Raw genomic sequence first — 24,410 nt, forward strand, 5'->3', positions numbered from 1 at the left:
TCTAAAAAGAAAATAACATAAAGGAGATTTTTCTTATGAAAAATTGGAAAAAATACGCGTTAGCATCTGCTAGTGTCATCGCTCTTGGAGCTACTCTTGCTGCTTGTGGAAACCTTACAGGGAACAACAAGAAGTCAGCAACAACTGAAGACGGTAAACCAATCATCAAGATGTACCAAATCGGTGATAAACCAGATAACTTGGATGTTCTTCTTAAAAATGCCAACAAGATCATTGAAAAGAAAGTTGGCGCAAAATTGGATATCCAATATCTTGGTTGGGGTGACTACGCACAAAAAATGAACGTTATCATCTCATCTGGTGAAAACTATGATATTGCCTTTGCTAATAACTACGTTATCAACGCTCAAAAAGGTGCTTATGCTGACTTGACAGAATTGTACAAGAAAGAAGGAAAAGACCTTTACAAAGCACTTGACCCAGCTTACATCAAAGGGAACACTGTAAATGGCAAGATCTATGCTGTTCCAGTAGCAGCTAACGTGGCATCTTCTCAAAACTTTGCCTTCAACGGACCACTTCTTGAAAAATATGGTATCGACGTTTCAAACGTGAAAGACTATGCTTCTCTTGAACCAGTCTTGAAAGCTATCAAAGAAAAAGATCCAAACGTTGTTCCATTTGCAATGAACAAGAGCTACGGTGGACCTTCAGATGACTTCGACTATGTGGCTGTTGATGGACTTCCATTCGTTGTTGACTTGAAAGGTGACACCACTAAGATCGTTGACCGTTACACCATTCCTCGTTATGTAGAAAACTTGAAGACTCTTCACAAATACTACGAAGCAGGATACATTCCAAAAGACGTAGCAACGAGCGACACTGGTTATGATCTTTCTCAAGATACATGGTTGGTTCGTGAAGAAACAGTAGGACCAGCTGACTACGGTAACAGCTTGCTTACTCGTGTAGCAAACCGTAAGATCGAAATCAAACCATTTACTGAACTTTACAAGAAGAACAACACTACTCAAGTAGCTAACTTTGTTATCTCAAACAACTCTAAGAACAAAGAAAAAGCCATGGAAGTGTTGAACCTCTTGAACACTGATCCAGAACTCTTGAACGGCCTTGTTTATGGACCAGAAGGCAAGAACTGGGAAAAAGTTGCCGGCAAAGAAAACCGTGTCAAAGTCTTGGATGGCTACAACGGAAACACTCACATGTCTGGATGGAACACTGGTAACAACTGGATTCTTTACATCAACGAAAACGTAACAGATGAACAAATTGCACAATCTAAGAAAGATTTGGAAACTGCAAAAGAATCTCCAGCACTTGGCTTCATCTTTAACACAGACAAAGTGAAATCAGAAATCACTGCTCTTACAAATACTTTGAACCAATTCGCAGGTGCGATCAATACTGGTACTGTGGATCCTGAAGTAGAAGTTCCTAAGATGCTTGAAAAATTGAAATCAGAAGGTGCTTACCAAAAAGTGCTTGACGAAATGCAAAAACAATACGACGAATTCCTTGCTTCTAAAAAATAAGAACAGGTAGTTCGAAAAGGCTTTGGAGGGATCTCCAGAGCCTTTTCATATCTTTATGAAAATAGAACTGTAAATGAAAATCAATATTTCAATTTACCAATGCAAATAAGGGAAAGCGTTTTATTTTTATGGTATAATAGAATCACTAATTGGAAAAGAGGCTGAATGATGGGAAAAATCATCGAGTTCATTTTTACGAGAGTCTATGTTGCTATGCTGGTAACAGGGATTTTTTGGGTCTTGACGATCTGTGGGGGTGTTCTACTAGGAGTAGGACCGGCTAGTGCCACTATCATGAGCCTCTATGCGGAAAATGGCATGACCTACAAGGACTATCATTGGTCACGCGCTTGGGAACTCTTCAAAGAAAATCTACGCCCGGCTAATCAAGTCTTTTATACCTTCTTTGCCATTGAAGGGGTTCTCCTCTATGGCATGTACCTCATGGTCCAGATTCCTCACTTGAATTTCTTCCAAATTTTGGTTCTCTTGTTTAATCTGGTTTTCCTCTTGGTTGCGCCTCTAGCTTACGCCGTTTATTTGAAATTGCAAGTTCATTTTGATCTCTCTTATGCCAACAGTATCAAGCTCAGTTTGATCGGAATGTTGCTGGACATTCGTCCGGTTCTCAAGCTCATCCTTGGAACCGCGCTACTTGGTGTCATTAGCTACTATATGCCAGCCCTTCTCTTTTTCGTCTTGATCGGTGTATGGCATTTCTTTGTCAATGATATCTTTGACCCTGTTTATCAAAACATCCACGAAAAATTGGTATCCTAACGATGAAAAAAATCTGGTTAAGTACGCTTTTAAAATTCTACGCCTATGTCATGGTGGTCATTTTGACCATTATGGGCCTGGTTGTTGCGGGGATCTCTTGGAAAAACCAGCAAGCTGAAGCCGACCGGATCGCCCAACGGGTCTTGACCGAAGTGGTGACGGATCTTGAGACCTCTTATCAGCGGGTCACACAAGAAGGGCGTAGCCTCGTTGAAAACCCTGCAAAATTAGAAGGAGTTTATCGCTATTTTACCTTGTCACCATCGGAGTATGAGACTTGGCGATTGAATGCCCAATTTCCTTCGTATATCCAATTGTCCCTACATAAGAATATTGACAGCCTCTATTTGAGCAATAAAAACATCGAGGGTATCGATGTCACCTTGTCTGATTACAAGACGGTATTTGTCTCTACTCGGCAATCACAGGGAGGCAAGCAAGTCTCAGCGGACCATTACAAGGCTCCTGCGACAGCCATTCCGGTTCCTTTGACAGATCCGACTACGGGTGCTGGAGTTGGGATAGCTTATATGACGCTGGACCAAGAAATTTTGACGGCAACGATTGATAATGCCAGAGGCGATCTTCCGATCGCTGTGCGGATTTTCACTCCCTTTGGGAAAGAGATGTACCATGAAGGGGATAAGGGGCAATCAAAAGATGTTAAATGGCAAACCCGTAGCACGATCTATGGCTACAAGGTGGATGTAGCTGTTTCTGAAAGTTATCTGGTCAAAAAGGGTCTAGCTAACCTGACCACTTTTCTTTCCATTGCTTTCCTAATTTTCTTGATCCTTTACTTGTTATTACGGCAGATTTTCAAAAATTACCGGCGTCAAGTCCTCGATTTGGTCGATACCATGAATCTGATCAGTCAAGGCGAGAGTGAACGACGGATTGATACCTCGACCAAGGACCAAGAACTCTTGGTTATTGGTAATATGATCAATACCATGTTAGACAATATGGATAAGAATATTCGAGATATCTACCAACTGCAGCTCAGCCAAAAGGATGCCAATATGCGGGCCTTACAAGCCCAGATCAATCCCCATTTCATGTACAATACACTGGAATTTATCCGGATGTATGCCGTCATGCAAGAGCAAGAAGAGTTGGGTGATATTATCTATGAGTTTAGTAGTCTCTTGCGCAATAATATCTCAGATGAGCGAGTGACGACAGTTGAAAATGAACTCGAATTTTGCCGCAAATACAGCTACCTCTGCATGGTGCGTTATCCAAAATCGATTGCCTATGGCTTTAAGATCGATCCAGGTTTGGAAAAGATGAAGATTCCCAAATTCACCATCCAACCTTTGGTCGAGAACTATTTTGCCCATGGGGTGGACCACAAACGCAAGGACAATGTGATTAGTGTCAAAGTCTTGCAAGGAGAAGGGCAAGTCATGATCCTAGTTACTGATAATGGGCGCGGAATGGAAGAAGAGCAGCTAGAAAAGATTCAAGAGATACTAGCCAATCGCCATCCTCACTCAGAAATTGAAGAAAAGAGTGGCCGGCAGTCCATCGGAATTGTCAATGTCCATGAACGCATGTTACTCTATTTTGGAGATCGCTACCATATCCAAGTCTTCTCCCAACCTCACCATGGAGTGACTTATACGATAACCATTCAAGATGAATAAAGGAGACAGAATGTACAAAGTCTTATTAGTAGACGATGAGTATATGATTACAGAAGGATTAAAAAAATTAATCCCCTTTGACCACTGGAATATGGAAGTGGTCGCAACTGCAGAAGATGCAGACCAAGCCCTTGATTATGTGCGAGAGCATCCGGTGGATGTGGTGATCACGGATGTCAATATGCCTGGAAAGACCGGACTTCAGATGATTGCAGAGATGAAGGATTTGATGCCAGATGCTGCTTTTATCATTATGTCAGGCTATCAGGATTTTGAATATGTCAAGACAGCCCTCAATTTGCGCGTGGCAGACTACCTGCTCAAACCGGTCAATAAGGTGGAAATGGGCAATATTCTAGAAAAAATTCAGCACCAAATCCAGCAACCAAGCCAAGAGTTGGCCAACCGCTTGATTCACGATGATATCTCTGAGGAAGAGTTTTGTCGGTATATTGCAAGACGAAATTCACTGTGGATTGGGGTTGCTAAGGAGAAAAAAGGCTTTATCAGCTCGTCTTACCAAGTTCTCGGGCAAAATCTTCAACTCTTTATCTCGGATCAAGAAGAAGAAGCCATGATTGAGAAGGCCTTTGAGCCACCTTATAAGGAGCACTTTCATCAATTTAAGGACCTAGTGGAGCGGAGTCTCTTTTATGGAGCGACCCCTCTCAATCAAGATGAAGAGGTCTTCCATTACTACGAGCCGGCCTACCGGGTGATCATGCAAGGGAATATCCAACAGATCTTAGAAGAACTGGATTGGTTGGAAAAAATGATCCTTGAGAAGACACCTAAGGTTTCGTTGACCAAGCAGCTCTTTATCCAATTTTTGATGGATGTCTTTCATTTGTTTGAATACCTGCAAGGAGATGATTTGGCCGATGTGGTCAAGAAAGTCCAAGAAGCTGCTACCTTTAGCGAGATGATTAGCTTCATCCAGGAAGAGTTGTCCCGTTTCTTATCCCACTATCGGATGAACGAAAATGTAGCGAGTGTCCTCCAAGTGATTAGCCGTGATTACCAAAAAGAGCTGTCGCTCAAGGATATCAGTCAGGCTCTCTTTATCAATCCAGTCTATTTAGGCCAATTGATTAAACGAGAAACCAATGCAACGTTCGCAGAACTCCTCAACAAACAGCGGATTAAGGCTGCCCAGCAGCTCCTCTTATCGACCAATGACAGCATTGAAGATATCTGCTATAAAGTCGGTTACAGCAATGTAGGCTATTTCTATAAGGTTTTCCGTAAACTCTGTGGAAAATCGCCTAAAACCTATCGCTTACAAGTCATGACAGAGCAAGCAGAAGATGAGTAAAAGGCTGAGACGATTTGTCTCAGCCTTTTCACTTTTCATTTTACGTCCTTTGTATCTTGATTTTCCCAACCAATATTTGGGCCTCAATGGTGATTTCTGTGAGTTGAGTCCAATCGATTTTTTCTTGGTCTACGTGAAATAGAAGAGGGGTCATGGCGAGGAGCGCCTGGCGTTCTTCCGGAGTTAAACTCTTGGTGAGGCTGACCGTTTCGGATGAGAGGATCTGGCAGTGGTCTTCAAAGTGCTCCAAAATTTCCTGGTTGGAGTAGGATTGCTTGGTCAATTGATCTTGGGCCAACTGACGAATTTCTTTTAGATGAGAAGAGGTTGGAACGACCTTAATGATGACCCCTTCAGCTTTTAAGACACGCTCAAATTCAGCGTAATTAGCCGGGGAGAAGATGTCCAAAATGACATCCATACTCTTGGATTGAATGGGTAGATGAGCCAAGTCTCCTACAAACCAATTGACCTTCCAGCTAGCGTCACTCTTGGCAGCTAGTTGCACAGATTCCTTGGAAAGATCAAAGGCATAGAAAGTAGCCTTGGGATAGGCTTCTTGTAGTTTTCGGGAGTAATAGCCTTCTCCGCAACCGATATCTAGAATTCTGGCATCACTGGTCGGAATTTTTTGTCCGATCGCTGTTAGAATCGGCTCGTAAAAACCTGCTTCCAAGATTAGCTGGCGATTCTGGAAATTTTCTTTGTCATAGTCCTTCGATTGTTTGATCTGAGGAGCTAGGTTGACATAGCCGAATTTCGCTAAATCAAAAGAATGGCCCTTGGGACATTTAAAACTGGTCTCCACAAGTTCTAGGTCCAGTTGACAGATGGGACAGGCAAAAGCAGTGGCTGTTTGAAATCGTTGTAATTTTGGTTTGATCGGTGTATTCATATTAGTAGTGTAACAAAAGAGCCTCTAGATAGCAACCGATGTTTTAATGGGACTAAGTCACACTTTTTTAACGAATCTACGCGGTATTGAATGGAACTTGAGTCTCTTTATTTAATTTCCTTATTTTAATCTCTTCTATCTCGCCACTCATCTCTTCATTTTGACCACTTATCCCCAAAAGCCGTTTTTTAAATGGCTTTTTTGTTAGACTGGTTCTATCAAAAGGAGAGAGAACATGATATTACAAGCTAAAAACATCAGTAAACGATATGGAAATCATTTAGCCGTAAACAATATTCATTTACAGTTTGAAAAGGGAACCTTTAATGCGATTCTAGGACCAAATGGGGCGGGGAAATCAACAACGATTTCCATATTGATTGGTTTGAAACAACCAACGCAAGGTGAAATCATCTATGAACCAGGTACTAAAATTGGTGTGGTCTTCCAGACTAGTGTCTTAGATGAGATGCTAACGGTTAGGGAAAATCTGACCATTCGTGCGAAACAGTATAAAGGCTTAAAACCCGATCGTGTGTCTGATCTCATTGGTCGGCTAGGCCTATCAGCTTTCCAAAAGCAGAAATACGGAACGCTTTCAGGTGGCCAAAAGCGTCGGGTTGACATTGCGCGTGCCCTGCTCTCACAACCAGATATTCTGTTCTTAGACGAACCAACGACAGGTTTGGATATCCAAACTCGGAAGTCTATCTGGGATTTGCTCTATCAATTGCAGAGAGAAGAGGGAATGACTGTTGTATTGACCACGCATTATCTTGACGAAGCAGATGAAGCTGATCAAATTTATATTGTGGACCATGGGGAAGTGATTGCTCAAGGATCGGCGCTAGATATTAAGAGTCAATATGCAAAAAACATCTTGAAGATTCGTTTCAAGGAGAGACAGCAGATAGAAAGTCTCAAATCTTTGGGAATGTCAGTAGAGCAACAAAGTCAATTGGAGTATATTTTTCAACCCAAGAGTGAAAGGGAAGCCATTGATTACCTGGCGCAAGTTAGAGATAGAATAGCCCATTTTGAGTTTCGTCCAGGGACCATGGATGATGCCTTTATTGCACTTACAGGAAGGGAGGTCCGCTAATGCTAGCCTTACTAAAGCGAAATTTTTTATTGTACTTCAGAAATCGTTCAGGAGTTTTCTTCTCCCTGTTGGGAGCCTTGATTTCCTTTGTTCTCTATATTATTTTTCTTCAAAAAAATCTAACAGATGCTTGGGCTCAGCTCCCCAATAGAGGTCCTGTGTTAAATAATTGGTTAATGAGTGGGACGCTGGCTGTGACAGGGATTACGACAAGTCTGGCTGCCCTGACTCAGTCGGTAAAGGACCGTGAACATCAAGTAGATCAGGATCTTTATTTATCGGATCAAGGGAAGTGGCGGTTACCATCTTCATATTTAGCAAGTGCAATCATCATCTCTTTTTTCATGCAAGTCCTTATGTATGTGCTGATGTGTGGCTATTTTAGAGAAGTTCCAGCACTGTCTTTATTACCTGAAGTGCTCCTCATCATGCTGCTTAGTAGCCTGCTTTCTAGTTTAGTGAATGCCATTTTTGTTTATTTTTTCCATTCCGTAGACAGTCTTGGGAAGTTTTCGACCATAGTGGGTACAGCTTCTGGTTTTTTGGTAGGGACTTATGTACCTTTAGGTGTTCTACCTGATTTTGCACAACTACTAATGAAATGTACTCCAGCAACTTATATTGCTGCACTTTATCGACAAGTACTCATGAAAGAAGCAGTGAGCGAAGCCTTTAAGGGGCGAGATGATCTTCTTCGAGAATTTCAAGAAAAAATGGGCGTTCAGCTCAAATGGCAAGCCTTATTGACAAAGGAACAAACATACCTTATAGTGTTAGGTGGTATTCTTCTAGCTTTGGGGATTTGGGTTTCCTTAGCAAAAAGATCGAATAAAAGAAAGTAAGTGAGAATTGGAGTAGGAATGAAGATTCGTTTTGAGGAAAAACAGGATATCCCAGAAAACAACCCCCGTGTAGTCATTCAAGCTAAGCAATTATCCGATCAAGCACGAGAGGTGATGGACTATCTCGAACAGTTTTCGACAGTGAATCAAGTAGTGATTCCTATCAAAACAGATGATCATTTGATCATGGTGAAAATTGATGACATTATTTTAGCCGAGATTGATAAGAATCAGCTAACCATTTATACGACAGACAAAACGTTTACCGTAAGAGATACTTTGACAAATTTTCAACATCGGATTAATCGTCGTAATTTTTTACAGATATCCCGCCACGCGGTGATGAATATCGACCATTTGGAATCGCTATCGGATAGTTTTTCAGGCAATATGATGGCTAAACTGACACGTGGAGTAAAATCAAGTGTCAGTCGGAAATATGTCAAATCCTTGATGGATTATTTAGGGGTATAGGAGAAAGTGATGAAACGAGTTATAGCTTATTTTGTATCTGGTATGAGGACAGGATCCTTCTTTTATTTGTGTTTGGTGTTATTATCCCATGTCTATCCCAACATCGTCTATCCCGCTGTAAATGTCCGCAACATCCTAGCGATCTTTTTGATGAGTGGGACAATGGGGGTCTTGACGTTCATTCTTGAGGAAGAAGAGTTTTTGACCTATAGTTTGCGTGTAGCCTTGCATTTAGTTGTGACAGCTACCATCTTAGCATTGACCTACTTATTTTTTGGCTGGGGGGCAGCCTTACGGAGTCCTATTCCTTGGTTGATCTTTCTAGCCATTTACGGTCTGATCTGGCTTTACCAGATTTGGCAACTCCATAAAAAAACTCAACGAATCAACCAAGCTTTGTTGCATCGCAGAAAAGGGAAATAGTCCCAGAAAAAAGTGTATAAGAAAACCACGAAGTTCATACCAAACTTCGTGGTTTTACTTTCTTAATAAGTCAAAACAAAGTATTTTTTCTTACCGCGACGGATAACGGTCAATTCATTTTCTAATTTATCGCTATCGCTCAAGACATAGTCAAGGTCTTGGATGCGTTCGCCGTTGACGTAGATAGCTCCATTTTGAACATCTTCGCGGGCTTGGCGTTTAGAATTGACCACACCAGCTGTGACCAAGAGTTCAACAATGTTGAGGTTATCTTCTGCTTGGACCTGGTAGTTTGGCACACCACGAAGGCCTTGTTTGAGTTCTTTGACAGAAAGGTTTTTGATGTTTCCTGCAAAGAGTTGTTCTGTGATGTTGAGGGCTTCCTTGTAGGCTTCTTCGCCGTGGACAAGGGTAACCACTTCACGCGCCAAGATCTTTTGAGCCAAGCGTTCATGAGGAGCGGCCTCAAACTGTTTGCGGATCTCTTCAATCTCATCAAGTGACAAGAAAGTGAAGATCTTCAAGAAGCGCACAGCATCCGCATCCATCACATTCATCCAGAATTGGTACATTTCGTATGGAGATGTTTTGTCTGCATTGAGCCAGACCGCATTGCCTTCTGATTTACCGAATTTCTTACCAGTTGCATCTGTGATCAAAGGCACGGTCATAACATGACCAGTTTTATCTGCTTTACGACGCATCAACTCAGTACCAGCTGTCATGTTTCCCCATTGGTCAGATCCACCGATTTGAAGGGTTACATTGTGTTCTTGGTTGAGGACGTAGAAGTCATAGCCTTGCATGATTTGGTAGGCAAACTCTGTGTAAGAAATCCCTGTTTCAATCCGTTTTTTAACAGATTCTTTACTCATCATAGCATTGACTGTAAAGTATTTTCCGACATCACGAAGGAAGTCAATAAAGCTAATGCTTCCAAACCAATCGTAGTTGTTGACCATTTCGGCTTTATTGTCACTATTTTCAAAATCGAGGAAACGAGACAATTGCCCTTGAATGGAGCGAACCCATTCTTGTACAGTTTCTTTTGTTTGGAGACTACGTTCAGCATCTTTGAAGGACGGATCTCCAATGAGACCAGTCGCACCGCCAACGAGCGCATAAGGTTTGTGGCCGGCTAGTTGAAGACGACGGCTCGTCAAGATGGCAACCAAGTGACCAAGGTGAAGGCTGTCAGCAGTTGGATCATAACCAGTATAATAAGAAACCTGACCTTCTTCCAGTGCTTTGCGCAAGGCTTCTTCATCCGTCGTTTGAAATACCAAACCACGCTCTTTTAGCTCATCAAAAATGTGCATGTGTCTTTTCTCCTTTATAAGTTTATTCATTTCTCTATTCTACCATAAACCACGGAAATGGCAATGGTTTCCATCATTTTCTTGACCTTACTCAAGAAGATTGAGTGACGATTTCTACGCTCTTGTGATTGAAAACAAAGGGCCTAATCTGCTATAATATAGGGAACAAGGAGAAAGAATCAGTGAATCAATTAAAAGAGAAGCTGCAAGAATTTTGGACGAAGATTCAAAAATTCTTTGCAAATATGTATACAGAAACTCCGAATAAGGAAAAAAATGAGGAAAGTAGCTGGTCTGTCGGTGATATTTTTGCGACCTTTTTACGAACCCTCAAACTCTTGTGGGATGTCATGATCGCCCTGTTCGTGTGCCTCTTTTTATTTGGCGCAGGGATCGGGATTGGTTATGCGGCGAGCCTCTTTAGTAACGTCAAGGTTCCAAAGACAGAAGAATTGGTCCAGCAGGTCCGAAACGTCAGCAGTGTTTCAAAACTGACTTATTCCGATAAGAGCTTGATTGCAGAAGTGGACAGTGATTTGATCCGTACGCCAGTAGCAGGAGACGCCATTTCGGATAATGTCAAGAAGGCTGTGATCGCTACTGAGGATGAGAATTTTGAAAGCCACAAGGGGGTTGTACCTAAAGCCGTTCTTCGGGCAACACTTGGATCTGTAGCCGGCGTGGGTTCCTCAAGTGGGGGATCAACCCTGACCCAGCAGTTGATCAAACAGCAAGTCGTGGGAGACGCTCCAACCTTTACTCGTAAGGCGACAGAGATTGTCGATGCCTTGGCTTTAGAGCGGGGAATGGATAAAAATGAAATCCTAACCACCTACTTAAATGTTTCGCCTTTTGGACGAAACAATCGGGGACAAAATATTGCGGGTGTGGAAGCTGCAGCTCAAGGAATCTTTGGCGTCTCTGCCAAAGACTTGACCGTTCCACAAGCGGCCTTTATCGCTGGCTTGCCACAAAGTCCGATTGTCTACTCTCCTTATGCTGCAGACGGTAGCCTAAAGAGCAAGGAAAACCTCGAGTTAGGTTTGGCGCGTGCCAAAGACGTTTTGTTCAATATGTACCGGACGGGAGCCTTGTCGAAAAAAGACTACGAGACCTATGCTCAGTACGACTTGACCAAAGACTTCATGGCTCCAGATGGCATCGAGAAAACACCGCATGACTACCTCTACTTCCAAGCCATGGAAGAAGCAAAAGAGGCTATGTATGATTACTTGATCAAGCGAGACAATGTCACCAAGCAAGACTTGAAAAATAATGAAACCGTCAAGGCTTACCAAGAATTAGCTGAGAGCGAGTTGCGCGAAGGTGGCTACACCATTCAAACCACGATTAACAAACCGGTTCACAATGCGATGCAGGCTGCGGTAGCGAATTTTGGAAGCGTCTTGGATGATGGGACGGGTCTTGTAGAAGTTGGGAATGTCCTTATGGACAACCGAACGGGTGCCGTTTTAGGATTTATCGGTGGACGGAATTTTGACGGCAACCAAAACAACCATGCCTTTGATACAGAGCGTTCCCCAGGGTCTACTATCAAGCCGCTGTTGGCCTATGGGATTGGCATCGACCAAGGCTTGATGGGAAGCAATAGCATCCTTTCTAACTATCCGACTAATTTCTCAAGTGGTGAGCCGATCATGCACGTGGATAGCCGAGGAACAGCGATGATGGATCTCCGTGAGGCCCTCAATACCTCATGGAATATTCCAGCTTACTGGACTTACCGGACCCTTCGTGAAAAGGGTGTGGATGTCCCATCCTACATGAAGAAAATGGGCTATGATATCCCTGAATATGGCATTGAAAGCCTGCCGATGGGGGGAGGAATTGAGGTCACTGTTGCCCAACATACCAATGGTTTCCAAACCATTGCTAACAATGGGAACTACCTCAAACGCTACATGGTAGAGCAAATCATTGATCGAGATGGAGATGTAGTTTACAAGCACGAGGCAGATCCTGTTCGTGTTTACTCTCCAGCAACGGCAACGATTATGCAGGATCTCTTGCGCGGGGTTATTACGTCTGGTGCAACAACGACCTTTAAGTCACGGATTAGCCAAGTCAACCCAACGCTGGCAGGTGCAGACTGGATTGGAAAAACCGGTACCACTAACTCAAATGGAGATATGTGGCTCATGTTGTCCACCCCTAATGTTTCTTTAGGAGGTTGGATTGGCCATGACAACAATGCTTCCATGCAGACCTTGACTGGATACAACAACAATGCCCAATACATGGCGCAGTTAGCGAATGCGATCTACCAAGCAGATCCAAGTCTCTTTGGAATTCAGGATAAATTCACTCTCGATAAGAGTGTGATCCGTTCTGAAGTGCTCAAATCGACGGGTGAAAGACCGGGCCGCGTCAATGTCAATGGCCGGGATATCGATGTGAGCGGTCAAACGGTGACGAGTCTTTGGGCTAAAAACGGAGCGCCAACTACTCAATACCACTTTGCCATCGGGGGATCGGATAGCGATTATCAAAGTGCTTGGGCAGCGATTCTGGGTAATAGCAGTGGAAATCAGTCGAATAATAAGAACAATTCGACAACCAATAGTTCATCAAGCAATAGTTCAAATCGAAACAGCTCAAATCGTGGCAATCGACGCTAGTCGGATCTAGTAGAAAACCTAGAGAAAGCCTTGATTTTTGGAGCAAAAAACGGTATAATAGTGACAACTAATTTGTCGTGTGCTTTATTTGAAATATTGTCCAAATAAGAGCTTACAGCAGTTAAATCTTACTTGAATAAGTCGATTTAGCTGCTCTTTTTGTGCCTATTTTTCAGAAAAATCCTAGTTTGTTACACAAATTTAATTTTTCTAAAAATTACAAAAAGCGACGAATGAGGTGAAGAGACAGCTCTTCACGTGATGCAAATCACACAATTGTAGTTAAAACCGGATAGGTGGTGAAAGTCATTTTACCAAGCTATCCTAGTATGGAAAAAGGAGCTAAAAACTTTGGCAGGACATGACGTTCAATACGGGAAACATCGGACCCGTCGTAGTTTTTCAAGAATCAAAGAGGTTCTTGATTTACCAAACTTGATTGAAATCCAGACAGACTCATTCAAAGATTTCTTGGATCATGGCTTGAAGGAAGTATTTGAAGATGTGCTTCCTATCTCAAACTTCACGGATACAATGGAATTGGAATTTGTGGGTTATGAAATCCGCGAACCTAAGTATTCGCTTGAAGAAGCGCGCATCCACGATGCCAGCTACTCAGCACCAATCTTTGTGACCTTCCGTTTGGTCAACAAAGAAACAGGTGAAATCAAGACCCAAGAAGTTTTCTTTGGTGATTTCCCAATCATGACGGAGATGGGAACTTTCATCATCAATGGTGGAGAACGGATTATCGTATCTCAGTTGGTCCGCTCACCAGGTGTCTACTTCAATGATAAGGTGGACAAGAATGGTAAGGTTGGTTATGGATCAACTGTTATCCCTAACCGTGGGGCTTGGTTAGAGCTTGAAACTGACTCAAAAGACATTGCTTACACACGTATCGACCGCACACGTAAGATTCCATTTACAACGCTTGTGCGTGCTCTTGGATTCTCTGGAGATGATGAAATCATCGATATCTTTGGGGACAGCGAATTGGTTCGCAATACCATTGAAAAAGATATCCACAAAAATCCAATGGATTCACGGACAGATGAAGCCCTCAAAGAAATCTACGAGCGTCTTCGTCCAGGTGAACCAAAAACAGCGGAAAGCTCACGTAGCTTGTTGGTAGCTCGTTTCTTTGATCCACGTCGTTATGACTTGGCACCAGTTGGTCGCTACAAGATCAACAAGAAACTCAATATCAAGAATCGCTTGTTGAACCAAACAATCGCAGAACCATTGGTAGATGCTGAAACAGGGGAAATCCTTGTAGAAGCTGGTACTGTCATGACGCGCGATGTGATCGACAGCATCTCAGAACAATTGGATAACGGTTTGAACAAAATCACCTACATTCCAAATGATGCTGCTGTTTTGACAGAGCCAGTAGAATTGCAAAAATTCAAAGTTGTCGCTCCGACAGATCCAGACCGTGTTGTCACCATCATCGGAAATGCTAACCCATCTGACAAAGTACGGATTGTGACTCCAGCTGACATCTTGGCAGAAATGAGCTATTTCTTGAACCTTGCAGAAGGTATTGGCCGCGTGGATGATATCGACCACCTTGGAAACCGTCGGATTCGTGCCGTTGGTGAATTGCTTGCCAACCAAGTGCGTCTTGGACTTTCACGGATGGAACGAAACGTTCGCGAACGGATGTCTGTACAAGATAACGATGTCTTGACACCACAACAAATCATCAACATCCGCCCAGTAACTGCAGCAATTAAAGAATTCTTTGGATCTTCACAGTTGTCACAGTTCATGGACCAACACAACCCACTTTCTGAGTTGTCTCACAAACGTCGTTTGTCTGCCTTAGGGCCTGGTGGTTTGACACGTGACCGTGCCGGATATGAAGTGCGTGACGTGCACTATACCCACTATGGTCGTATGTGTCCAATCGAAACACCTGAAGGACCAAACATCGGTTTGATCAACAACTTGTCATCTTACGGACACTTGAACAAATATGGCTTCATCCAAACGCCATACCGTAAAGTGGACCGGGAAAAAGGTGTAGTCACCAACGAAATCGTTTGGTTGACAGCCGATGAAGAAGATGAGTACATCGTCGCTCAGGCTAACTCTAAGTTGAACGAAAAAGGTGGCTTTGCTGAGCCAATCGTTATGGGACGTCACCGTGGTAACAACCAAGAATTCCCATCTGATCAAGTCGACTACATGGACGTATCTCCAAAACAAGTAGTTGCCGTTGCCACAGCATGTATTCCTTTCTTGGAAAACGATGACTCCAACCGTGCCCTCATGGGTGCCAACATGCAACGTCAGGCTGTGCCATTGATCGATCCAAAAGCCCCTTATGTGGGTACTGGTATGGAATACCAAGCAGCCCATGACTCAGGAGCTGCAGTCATTGCTCAACACGATGGTAAAGTTACTTATGCGGATGCGGACAAGGTAGAAGTTCGTCGGGAAGATGGATCTCTTGATGTCTATCACGTCCAAAAATTCCGTCGTTCAAACTCAGGTACTGCTTACAACCAACGTACCCTTGTAAAAGTTGGCGATGTCGTTGAAAAAGGCGACTTTATCGCTGACGGTCCATCGATGGAAAAAGGGGAAATGGCCCTTGGTCAAAACCCAATCGTCGCTTACATGACATGGGAAGGGTATAACTTCGAGGATGCCGTTATCATGAGCGAACGCTTGGTGAAAGAAGATGTTTACACATCTGTTCACTTGGAAGAATTCGAATCAGAAACACGCGATACCAAGTTAGGCCCTGAAGAAATTACCCGTGAAATTCCAAACGTTGGGGAAGATGCTCTTCGTGACTTGGATGAAACAGGTATTATCCGTATTGGTGCAGAAGTAAAAGAAGGCGATATCCTTGTCGGTAAGGTCACACCGAAGGGTGAAAAAGACCTTTCTGCTGAAGAACGTCTCCTTCACGCGATCTTTGGAGATAAATCTCGTGAAGTGCGAGATACTTCTCTTCGTGTACCTCACGGTGGAGATGGAGTCGTTCGCGATGTTAAGATCTTTACGCGTGCAAACGGAGATGAATTGCAATCGGGTGTCAACATGTTGGTTCGTGTTTACATCGCACAAAAACGCAAGATCCGCGTCGGAGATAAGATGGCCGGTCGTCACGGAAACAAAGGGGTTGTGTCTCGTATTGTTCCGGTTGAAGATATGCCTTACCTTCCAGACGGTACACCGGTTGATATCATGTTGAACCCTCTTGGGGTGCCATCACGTATGAATATCGGTCAGGTTATGGAACTTCACCTTGGTATGGCCGCTCGTAACTTGGGTATTCACATCGCAACACCAGTCTTTGACGGAGCAAGCTCAGAAGACCTCTGGGATACTGTGAAAGAAGCTGGTATGGATAGTGATGCCAAGACGATTCTTTACGATGGACGTACAGGTGAGCCGTTTGACAACCGTGTTTCTGTCGGTGTCATGTACATGATCAAGCTTCACCACATGGTTGATGATAAACTCCATGCCCGTTCAGTCGGACCATACTCAATGGTTACCCAACAACCACTCGGAGGAAAAGCTCAGTTTGGTGGACAACGTTTCGGGGAAATGGAAGTGTGGGCCCTTGAGGCTTATGGTGCATCAAATGTCCTTCAAGAAATCTTGACCTACAAGTCAGATGATGTCAACGGACGTTTGAAAGCTTATGAAGCAATTACCAAAGGTAAACCAATTCCAAAACCAGGTGTACCAGAATCCTTCCGCGTTCTTGTCAAAGAATTGCAATCTCTTGGTCTTGACATGCGTGTCTTGGACGAAGATGATCAAGAAGTGGAACTTCGTGACCTCGATGAAGGGGAAGACGATGATGTGATTCATGTGGATGACCTTGAAAAAGCACGTGAAAAAGCAGCCAAGGAAGCAAAAGCAGCCTTTGATGCTGAAGAATCAGAAAAATAATCAGTAAAAATGATTGTCTTGTAAGAAACCAATGCTTCTGACAGGATGATTCGATAACAAGATACAGATACAAGGAGGTGGCAAGAAAGTTTCCTTTCTTCCCCCCACCTAAGCTGTATCCAAATGAAACAAGTATGAAAACAAGGAAAGGTAAGAAATAGTGGTTGATGTAAATCGTTTTAAAAGTATGCAAATCACCCTAGCTTCTCCAAGCAAGGTCCGTTCATGGTCTTATGGAGAGGTCAAGAAACCTGAAACAATCAACTACCGCACATTGAAACCAGAACGTGAAGGTCTCTTTGATGAAGTCATCTTTGGACCTACAAAAGACTGGGAATGTGCGTGTGGGAAATACAAACGGATCCGTTACAAAGGGATCGTTTGTGACCGCTGTGGGGTTGAAGTAACACGTGCCAAGGTTCGTCGTGAACGTATGGGACACATCGAGTTGAAAGCGCCTGTATCACACATCTGGTACTTCAAAGGCATCCCTTCTCGTATGGGATTGACCTTGGATATGAGCCCTCGTGCCCTTGAAGAAGTCATTTACTTCGCAGCTTATGTGGTCATCGATCCAAAAGATACACCACTTGAGCACAAATCCATCATGACGGAACGTGAATACCGTGAACGCTTGCGTGAATACGGACCAGGTTCCTTTGTGGCTAAGATGGGTGCAGAAGCGATCCAAGACCTCTTGAAACAAGTGGATTTGGAAGCTGAAATTGCTCTCTTGAAAGAAGAATTGAAGACTGCAACTGGTCAAAAACGTGTGAAGGCTGTTCGTCGTTTGGATGTCTTGGATGCCTTCTACAAATCTGGCAACAAACCAGAATGGATGGTTCTCAACATCCTTCCCGTTATTCCACCAGATCTTCGTCCGATGGTCCAATTGGATGGTGGCCGTTTTGCTGCCTCTGACTTGAATGACCTTTATCGTCGTGTGATCAACCGGAACAACCGTTTGGCTCGTTTGTTGGAGTTGAATGCCCCTGGTATCATCGTGCAAAACGAAAAACGGATGCTCCAAGAAGCGGTTGACGCTTTGATCGACAACGGTCGTCGTGGTCGTCCAATCACAGGACCAGGTAGCCGTCCACTCAAATCATTGAGCCACATGCTCAAAGGGAAACAAGGACGCTTCCGTCAAAACTTGCTTGGTAAACGGGTGGACTTCTCAGGACGTTCCGTTATCGCCGTTGGTCCAACTCTGAAGATGTACCAATGTGGTGTGCCACGTGAAATGGCCATTGAGCTCTTTAAACCATTCGTGATGCGTGAAATCGTTGCGCGTGATATCGTGCAAAACGTCAAAGCTGCAAAACGCTTGGTCGAACGCGGAGATGAACGTATCTGGGATATCTTGGAAGAAGTGATCAAAGAACACCCAGTTCTCTTGAACCGCGCACCGACCCTTCACCGTTTGGGGATCCAAGCCTTTGAACCTGTCTTGATTGATGGGAAAGCCCTTCGCTTGCACCCCCTTGTCTGTGAAGCCTACAATGCCGACTTCGATGGAGACCAAATGGCCATCCACGTACCGCTTTCAGAAGAAGCTCAAGCAGAAGCTCGTATCTTGATGTTGGCTGCTGAGCATATCTTGAACCCTAAAGATGGTAAACCAGTCGTTACGCCATCACAGGATATGGTATTGGGGAACTACTACCTCACGATGGAAGAAGCTGGTCGTGAAGGTGAAGGAATGGTCTTTAAAGACCGTGATGAAGCGGTCATGGCCCTTCGCAATGGCTATGTTCACTTGCATACTCGTGTCGGAATTGCGACCGATAGCTTGAACAAACCATGGACAGAAGCACAACAACACAAGATTCTCTTGACAACTGTTGGTAAGATTCTCTTTAACGATATCATGCCTGCAGAACTTCCATACCTTCAAGAGCCAAATAATGCCAACTTGACAGAAGGCGTTCCAGCTAAGTATTTCTTGGAGCCTGGTCAAGATGTCAAATCAGCGATTGAGAAATTAGAATTAAACGTTCCATTCAAGAAGAAAAATCTTGGAAATATCATCGCCGAAATCTTCAAACGTTTCCGTACAACTGAAACGTCTGCTTTCTTGGACCGCTTGAAAGACTTAGGTTACCATCATTCAACCCTTGCTGGTTTGACAGTGGGGATTGCCGATATTCCGGTCGTTGAAGACAAGGCAGAAATCATTGAAGAATCTCACAAACGTGTGGAACAAATCACGAAACAATTCCGTCGTGGTTTGATCACGGATGACGAACGCTACAATGCCGTTACAGCTGAATGGCGTGCAGCTCGTGAGAAATTGGAAAAACGCTTGGTGGATAACCAAGATCCGAAGAACCCAATCGTTATGATGATGGACTCTGGAGCCCGTGGTAACATCTCAAACTTCTCGCAACTTGCCGGTATGCGTGGTTTGATGGCCGCTCCAAACGGACGGATCATGGAATTGCCAATCCTTTCAAACTTCCGCGAAGGTTTGTCAGTACTCGAAATGTTCTTCTCAACTCACGGTGCCCGTAAAGGGATGACCGATACGGCCCTTAAGACAGCCGACTCAGGTTACTTGACTCGTCGTTTGGTTGACGTGGCCCAAGACGTCATTATCCGTGAAGATGACTGTGGAACAGACCGTGGACTTGTGATCCGTGCCATTACTGATGGTAAGGAAATGATCGAGCCACTCGAAGAACGCTTGACTGGTCGTTATACCAAGAAATCTGTTAAACATCCTGAAACAGGTGAAGTTATCGTTGGTCCAGATACCTTGATTTCAGAAGACCTAGCACGTGAAATTGTTAATGCTGGTGTGGAAGAAGTCACTATCCGCTCTGTCTTTACATGTAACACTCGCCATGGTGTCTGCCGTCACTGTTATGGTATCAACTTGGCAACTGGTGATGCGGTTGAAGTGGGTGAAGCAGTCGGAACCATCGCTGCCCAATCTATCGGGGAACCTGGTACACAGTTGACCATGCGTACCTTCCACACGGGTGGGGTTGCCTCAAATACCGATATCACGCAAGGTCTTCCTCGTGTCCAAGAAATCTTTGAAGCCCGCAATCCAAAAGGGGAAGCGGTCATCACTGAGGTCAAAGGGGAAGTCACAGCCATTGAAGAAGATGCTTCTACACGGACCAAGAAAGTCTTTGTTAGCGGAGCAACTGGTGAGGGTGAATACGTTGTCCCTTACACTGCTCGTATGAAAGTCGAAGTAGGAGATCAAGTCTCTCGTGGTGCGGCTCTGACAGAAGGGTCTATCCAACCAAAACGTCTCCTTGCCGTTCGTGATGTCTTGTCTGTTGAAACTTACCTTCTTGCGGAAGTACAAAAGGTATACCGTAGCCAAGGGGTAGAAATCGGCGACAAACACATCGAGGTAATGGTTCGTCAAATGATCCGTAAAGTACGTGTCATGGATCCAGGAGATACAGACCTTCTCATGGGTACGCTTATGGACATTACAGACTTTACAGATGCTAATAAGGATGTCCTTATCTCTGGTGGAGTTCCTGCGACTGCTCGTCCAGTCCTTATGGGAATCACCAAAGCCTCTCTTGAAACCAACAGTTTCTTGTCTGCGGCTTCCTTCCAGGAAACAACTCGTGTTCTTACAGACGCAGCGATCCGTGGTAAGAAAGACCATCTCCTTGGACTTAAGGAAAATGTTATCATTGGTAAGATTATTCCTGCAGGTACAGGTATGGCTCGTTACCGTAACTTGGAACCACAAGCGATTAATGAAGTTGAAATTATCGAAGAAGTGCCATTAACAGATGGAACAGTTGATGAAGTTCAAACAGCTGAAGTCGTAGAAGAATAAGAAAATTAGTCGGAACTACAAGTTCCGGCTTTTTTTTGAAAAAATTATAAAAATTTATTATTTGAAAAATAATTGTATAATTATTGAATTATTTTTTTACCAAAAATATTAGCCCGTAAAAAGCAATGTCTTATTTGCTTACAATTAGTGATAAAATGGATATGTATTCTAAACTTCAAAATAATAAAATGACTAACTATTAGTAATTTCTTTATAAAACCCAAAATCGGTTTGACAATTCAAGTCATTGGCGGTAGAATGAAAAAAGATGTACACAAATTAAAAAAATGTCGAATTACATGCATGTCGACGGGGGAAGTTTATGGGAAAATTGAAAATTATGGTTGTGTTTGGGACGCGACCGGAGGCCATTAAAATGGCCCCTTTGGTGTTGGAGTTGCAAAAACAAAAGGAGGTTATTGAGACCATTACGGTGGTCACTGCCCAGCATCGTCAAATGCTGGACCAAGTCTTAGAAACCTTTAACATCGTACCTGATTACGATTTGGATATTATGGGGAAAAACCAGACCTTATTGGACATTACTTCTAAAATCCTGAATCAATTAGATCCAGTTATCAAAAAAGAAAAGCCGGATATGGTGCTCGTCCATGGAGATACGACTACTACCTTTGCAGCGAGTCTGGTTGCCTTTTACAATCAAGTCCGCATTGGTCACGTCGAAGCTGGTTTGAGAACCTTTGATAAATATTCTCCATATCCAGAAGAGATGAACCGTCAAATGACGGATGATTTAGCGGATCTGTATTTTGCGCCAACGGGCGAAAGTAAGGCCAATCTCTTAAAAGAAAATCATCCGGAATCCTCTATTGTGGTGACAGGAAATACTGCCATCGATGCACTGAAACTCACGGTTCAAGAGGATTATCACCACGAAGTGTTAGATCAATTAGATCCAGCTAAAAAAGTCATCCTGGTCACCATGCATCGAAGAGAAAATCAAGGCCAACCCATGCGAGCGGTCTTTGGGGCTCTGAGAGAAATGGTGGATCAAGAACCGACTATTGAAGTGGTTTACCCAGTGCATCTTAGTCCAGCGGTCCAAGAGGCAGCAAACGATCTATTAGGAGATCATGATCGGATCCACCTCATTGAGCCTCTAGATGTACTAGATTTCCACAACTTAGCTTCGAGAAGTTACTTTATCATGTCGGATTCAGGTGGGGTGCAAGAGGAGGCGCCATCATTAGGAAAACCGGTATTGGTATTACGCGATACAACGGAACGCCCAGAAGGGGTCAAAGCGGGAACTTTGAAATTAGTTGGAACGGATCCTGCCGTCGTCAAAACGACGATGACAGAGCTCTTAACCAACGAAAGCCTGTATCTTCAAATGGCAAATGCCCGAAATCCTTATGGGGATGGAAGAGCTTCTGAGCGAATCGTACAAGCCATTAAACATTACTTTGGCCAGGGAGAGGCTGCCGAAGAATTTCATGAGGGAGAGAAAGAATAAATGAAAAAAACGGAAAAGTTAAGTAGATGGTTGCTGATTTTGATTGTTTTCGAAGTACTTCTTTTACTTTACTGCTTGTTTTTTGCAAGAGAGATTCTGATTGAGGAAGGATTGTTCTTTGTTTTAGGATTATTTTCTGCTATTGTTTTATCGGATTTATTGTTGACATGGACCATCCTGTTGTCATTTGCCCTTGGGATTGTCTTTTTGGTGGCGGGTGTTGTCTATATCCCATTTCATCAAGCCTTGCTCTTGCTCTTTAGTTTTCCAATCTTGATTGGAATCTTGACCCGAATTCGCTATCACCTCTTTAAAGAGATTGCAAAAGTGAAGGATCAAGAGCCAGAAGCTTACGCAGATTATCGCAACCGCATCGCTTCTTATGGCGGACAAACCAATGATACAATTCAGGCCTTACTCATTCACTGGTCGCACGAGGAATTGTTCTTCCAATTGCAACCGAGAGAGTACAATCGGACCTTGAACCAAATCAACTATTTGTTAACGCATCATCTGAAGCCAAATGAAAGCTTGTATTATGTATCAGACGGTAATTTCTTGATCTTATCTTCTGATAGCGAGCGGGATCTGAAGAGCGATTATATGACGGTCTTAAAACCACAGTTGGAAAGTCTGGTGTTCCAAGGAGAAGATGGGGTTCAGGGCATCCAATTTCAGTCAGGATTTCTTGTAGTGGATCAATCCAATCGAACCAAATACCATCGCTATAAAGAAATGATTCGTTACTTAAAACGTCAACTTGAAACAGATATTATTGTGGAATATTAGGAGGAAAACATGTCTCTTACAAATATATTTTTTAATATAGCTGTAGGCATCAGTGTATTTTTTGCCTTGTGCTTTATTGTATTATTTGTAGCTTATACGGTGATTTACCACCGTGTCAATAAAAATTTTAAGGCGGTGGACCATGATTAGTCAAATTGTGATGATTATTGCCTTGATTTCGATTTGGTTATCCTTAGCCTGGGGCTTAGTAATCCTCTTTTCAGCCGTTCATTTTTGGTTTAAACACAGTGATTTTCGTGTTAATACGGATCCGCTCCCTTATTATCCAAAAGTAACGATCGTCGTACCCGCCCATAATGAGGATGTGGTCATTGCACAAACAGCCAAAGCGATCCTTGATATGAACTACCCACATGATCGTGTTGAATTACTGCTCTTTGCGGATAATTGTTCCGATCGCACCTATGAAGAGTGTTTGGCGGTTAAAGCATTGCCAGAGTATGCAGGACGGGATTTGACCATTATCAATCGAAGTGGAACAGGTGGGAAAGCCGGTGTGCTAAATGACGCTTTGGCGATGGCGACTGGAGACTATATCTGCGTCTATGATGCAGATGCCATGCCTGAAAAGAATGCTCTTTATTTCCTTGTGAAAGAAGTCCTCAAAGATCCAGAACGTCATGTGGCTTCTTTCGGCCGCAATAAAACGCGGAATGCCAATCAAAACTTCTTGACCCGCTGTATCAACCAAGAGATTGTTGTCACCCAACGGGTCCACCATGTGGGCATGTGGCATCTCTTTAAGATTGGACGGATTCCAGGAACTAACTTCATTATTCAAACCGAATTTGTAAAGAGTATCGGAGGATGGAAAAACGGTGCCTTGACTGAGGATACGGATATTTCTTTCAAGATTATGCAAAGTGGGAAGTTGATTGCGCTAGCCTATAATTCAGAAGCCTTCCAACAAGAGCCAGAGACTCTGAAGAGTTACTATATGCAACGGAAACGTTGGGCCAAAGGGAATTATGAAGTGGTTCTTTCCAACTTCAAGCATTTATTTGGTAAGGGAAATTGGCGCGTGAAGTTAGAAGTGACCAACTATTCCTGTGTCTTCTTCTGGTTTAATGCGGCCATCGTCTTATCGGACTTGATCTTTTTTGCCAATATTCTGGCTATGTGTATCCATACAGTGGTGCCAGGTGTGCAAATTCCATTTGCCTTTGATTCTGAAAATATCTACATTGCGCAATTGATGCTCTTCAATTGGATCTTGATGATTGGGCTTTACCTGCTTCAGATTAATGTGGCTCTTGCCTCACAATTTGGTCAAGCCACTACCAAGCAAATTTGGTTGGCTTTGGCTGCCTATTTCACCTATTCTCAACTGTTTATCATTGTGTCGATTGATGCCATCTCTTCGATTGTGATGGATAAACTATTGCACCGGAAAGAAACCAAATGGGTTAAAACAAAACGATTCGCAGGATAGG

At 43.4% G+C, this 24,410-nt stretch carries 17 protein-coding genes; 15 read left to right on the plus strand and 2 right to left on the minus strand.

Features of this window, described 5'->3' with window-relative positions; all coding sequences use genetic code 11:
- Positions 1-35 precede the first annotated feature (35 nt).
- The 4 genes from P5Y91_RS07100 to P5Y91_RS07115 all read left to right on the plus strand — a co-directional run bounded on the left by P5Y91_RS07100 (position 36) and on the right by P5Y91_RS07115 (position 5,261).
- Positions 36-1,517, plus strand: a complete 1,482-nt coding sequence (locus P5Y91_RS07100; RefSeq protein WP_118397177.1) for an ABC transporter substrate-binding protein — start codon at positions 36-38, stop codon at positions 1,515-1,517.
- Between the two features lie 168 nt (positions 1,518-1,685).
- Positions 1,686-2,297 carry a YesL family protein gene (locus P5Y91_RS07105; protein WP_045758983.1) on the plus strand — a complete coding sequence of 204 codons (612 nt, stop codon included), beginning with the start codon at positions 1,686-1,688 and terminating at the stop codon, positions 2,295-2,297.
- Between the two features lie 2 nt (positions 2,298-2,299).
- The gene (locus P5Y91_RS07110) at positions 2,300-3,946 is read left to right on the plus strand and encodes a sensor histidine kinase (RefSeq protein WP_118397180.1); all 1,647 of its coding nucleotides are present in this window, start codon (positions 2,300-2,302) and stop codon (positions 3,944-3,946) included.
- A gap of 10 nt (positions 3,947-3,956) precedes the next feature.
- Positions 3,957-5,261 carry a response regulator transcription factor gene (locus P5Y91_RS07115; RefSeq protein ID WP_118397183.1) on the plus strand — a complete coding sequence of 435 codons (1,305 nt, stop codon included), beginning with the start codon at positions 3,957-3,959 and terminating at the stop codon, positions 5,259-5,261.
- A 40-nt stretch (positions 5,262-5,301) separates the two neighbouring features.
- Here P5Y91_RS07115 and P5Y91_RS07120 read toward each other — a convergent pair whose 3' ends face one another.
- Complete coding sequence (locus P5Y91_RS07120) at positions 5,302-6,156, minus strand: methyltransferase domain-containing protein (RefSeq protein WP_118397189.1); 855 nt, start codon at positions 6,154-6,156, stop codon at positions 5,302-5,304.
- Positions 6,157-6,391: 235 nt separating this feature from the next.
- On the opposite strand from P5Y91_RS07120, the gene P5Y91_RS07125 reads away from it, so the two are divergent.
- From P5Y91_RS07125 to P5Y91_RS07140, 4 genes are read left to right on the plus strand one after another with little or no spacing between them, the layout of a single operon-like run.
- Complete coding sequence (locus tag P5Y91_RS07125) at positions 6,392-7,258, plus strand: ABC transporter ATP-binding protein (RefSeq protein ID WP_118397192.1); 867 nt, start codon at positions 6,392-6,394, stop codon at positions 7,256-7,258.
- Positions 7,258-8,100 (plus strand): ABC transporter permease, encoded by an 843-nt coding sequence (locus tag P5Y91_RS07130; RefSeq protein WP_070589760.1) that lies wholly within the window; start codon positions 7,258-7,260, stop codon positions 8,098-8,100. The genes P5Y91_RS07125 and P5Y91_RS07130 overlap by 1 nt, the downstream gene beginning before the upstream one ends.
- An 18-nt stretch (positions 8,101-8,118) precedes the next feature.
- Positions 8,119-8,574, plus strand: a complete 456-nt coding sequence (locus tag P5Y91_RS07135; RefSeq protein WP_070589762.1) for a LytTR family DNA-binding domain-containing protein — start codon at positions 8,119-8,121, stop codon at positions 8,572-8,574.
- Positions 8,575-8,583: 9 nt separating this feature from the next.
- Positions 8,584-8,997, plus strand: coding sequence for a DUF3021 domain-containing protein (locus P5Y91_RS07140; RefSeq protein WP_070448823.1), 414 nt, complete (start codon positions 8,584-8,586; stop codon positions 8,995-8,997).
- A 62-nt stretch (positions 8,998-9,059) separates the two neighbouring features.
- Here P5Y91_RS07140 and tyrS read toward each other — a convergent pair whose 3' ends face one another.
- A complete protein-coding gene (tyrS, locus tag P5Y91_RS07145) occupies positions 9,060-10,316 on the minus strand; it encodes a tyrosine--tRNA ligase (RefSeq protein ID WP_118397195.1) in 1,257 nt (418 codons plus the stop codon).
- Positions 10,317-10,498: 182 nt separating this feature from the next.
- On the opposite strand from tyrS, the gene pbp1b reads away from it, so the two are divergent.
- The 7 genes from pbp1b to P5Y91_RS07180 all read left to right on the plus strand — a co-directional run bounded on the left by pbp1b (position 10,499) and on the right by P5Y91_RS07180 (position 24,409).
- Positions 10,499-12,955, plus strand: coding sequence for a penicillin-binding protein PBP1B (pbp1b, locus tag P5Y91_RS07150; RefSeq protein ID WP_070589764.1), 2,457 nt, complete (start codon positions 10,499-10,501; stop codon positions 12,953-12,955).
- 351 nt (positions 12,956-13,306) lie between these two features.
- Positions 13,307-16,876 (plus strand): DNA-directed RNA polymerase subunit beta, encoded by a 3,570-nt coding sequence (rpoB, locus tag P5Y91_RS07155; protein ID WP_070594717.1) that lies wholly within the window; start codon positions 13,307-13,309, stop codon positions 16,874-16,876.
- A gap of 160 nt (positions 16,877-17,036) precedes the next feature.
- Positions 17,037-20,690 (plus strand): DNA-directed RNA polymerase subunit beta', encoded by a 3,654-nt coding sequence (gene rpoC / locus P5Y91_RS07160; protein ID WP_118397201.1) that lies wholly within the window; start codon positions 17,037-17,039, stop codon positions 20,688-20,690.
- 322 nt (positions 20,691-21,012) lie between these two features.
- Positions 21,013-22,167 carry a non-hydrolyzing UDP-N-acetylglucosamine 2-epimerase gene (gene wecB, locus P5Y91_RS07165; RefSeq protein ID WP_118397204.1) on the plus strand — a complete coding sequence of 385 codons (1,155 nt, stop codon included), beginning with the start codon at positions 21,013-21,015 and terminating at the stop codon, positions 22,165-22,167.
- Positions 22,168-22,956, plus strand: coding sequence for an MMPL family transporter (locus P5Y91_RS07170; RefSeq protein ID WP_003009746.1), 789 nt, complete (start codon positions 22,168-22,170; stop codon positions 22,954-22,956). It abuts the gene before it with no gap.
- A gap of 9 nt (positions 22,957-22,965) precedes the next feature.
- Positions 22,966-23,106 (plus strand): hypothetical protein, encoded by a 141-nt coding sequence (locus P5Y91_RS07175; RefSeq protein WP_003009749.1) that lies wholly within the window; start codon positions 22,966-22,968, stop codon positions 23,104-23,106.
- Positions 23,099-24,409: a glycosyltransferase family 2 protein gene (locus P5Y91_RS07180; RefSeq protein ID WP_045758996.1), complete on the plus strand. Its 1,311-nt coding sequence runs from the start codon at positions 23,099-23,101 to the stop codon at positions 24,407-24,409. The genes P5Y91_RS07175 and P5Y91_RS07180 overlap by 8 nt, the downstream gene beginning before the upstream one ends.
- The last annotated feature ends 1 nt before the right edge of the window (position 24,410 follow it).

This window comes from Streptococcus taoyuanensis, assembly GCF_029589235.1.
Classification (GTDB): Bacteria; Bacillota; Bacilli; order Lactobacillales; family Streptococcaceae; genus Streptococcus; species Streptococcus taoyuanensis.

Excerpts from the sequence above, each read along its gene's own strand:
- P5Y91_RS07105 (WP_045758983.1), top strand. The coding sequence starts at position 1,686 with ATGGGAAAAATCATCGAGTTCATTTTTACGAGAGTCTATGTTGCTATG.
- P5Y91_RS07115 (WP_118397183.1), top strand. The coding sequence starts at position 3,957 with ATGTACAAAGTCTTATTAGTAGACGATGAGTATATGATTACAGAAGGA.
- tyrS (WP_118397195.1), bottom strand. The coding sequence starts at position 10,316 with ATGCACATTTTTGATGAGCTAAAAGAGCGTGGTTTGGTATTTCAAACG.
- P5Y91_RS07120 (WP_118397189.1), bottom strand. The coding sequence starts at position 6,156 with ATGAATACACCGATCAAACCAAAATTACAACGATTTCAAACAGCCACT.
- wecB (WP_118397204.1), top strand. The coding sequence starts at position 21,013 with ATGGGAAAATTGAAAATTATGGTTGTGTTTGGGACGCGACCGGAGGCC.
- P5Y91_RS07140 (WP_070448823.1), top strand. The coding sequence starts at position 8,584 with ATGAAACGAGTTATAGCTTATTTTGTATCTGGTATGAGGACAGGATCC.
- P5Y91_RS07130 (WP_070589760.1), top strand. The coding sequence starts at position 7,258 with ATGCTAGCCTTACTAAAGCGAAATTTTTTATTGTACTTCAGAAATCGT.
- P5Y91_RS07135 (WP_070589762.1), top strand. The coding sequence starts at position 8,119 with ATGAAGATTCGTTTTGAGGAAAAACAGGATATCCCAGAAAACAACCCC.
- P5Y91_RS07170 (WP_003009746.1), top strand. The coding sequence starts at position 22,168 with ATGAAAAAAACGGAAAAGTTAAGTAGATGGTTGCTGATTTTGATTGTT.
- P5Y91_RS07100 (WP_118397177.1), top strand. The coding sequence starts at position 36 with ATGAAAAATTGGAAAAAATACGCGTTAGCATCTGCTAGTGTCATCGCT.
- P5Y91_RS07175 (WP_003009749.1), top strand. The coding sequence starts at position 22,966 with ATGTCTCTTACAAATATATTTTTTAATATAGCTGTAGGCATCAGTGTA.
- P5Y91_RS07125 (WP_118397192.1), top strand. The coding sequence starts at position 6,392 with ATGATATTACAAGCTAAAAACATCAGTAAACGATATGGAAATCATTTA.
- P5Y91_RS07180 (WP_045758996.1), top strand. The coding sequence starts at position 23,099 with ATGATTAGTCAAATTGTGATGATTATTGCCTTGATTTCGATTTGGTTA.
- P5Y91_RS07110 (WP_118397180.1), top strand. The coding sequence starts at position 2,300 with ATGAAAAAAATCTGGTTAAGTACGCTTTTAAAATTCTACGCCTATGTC.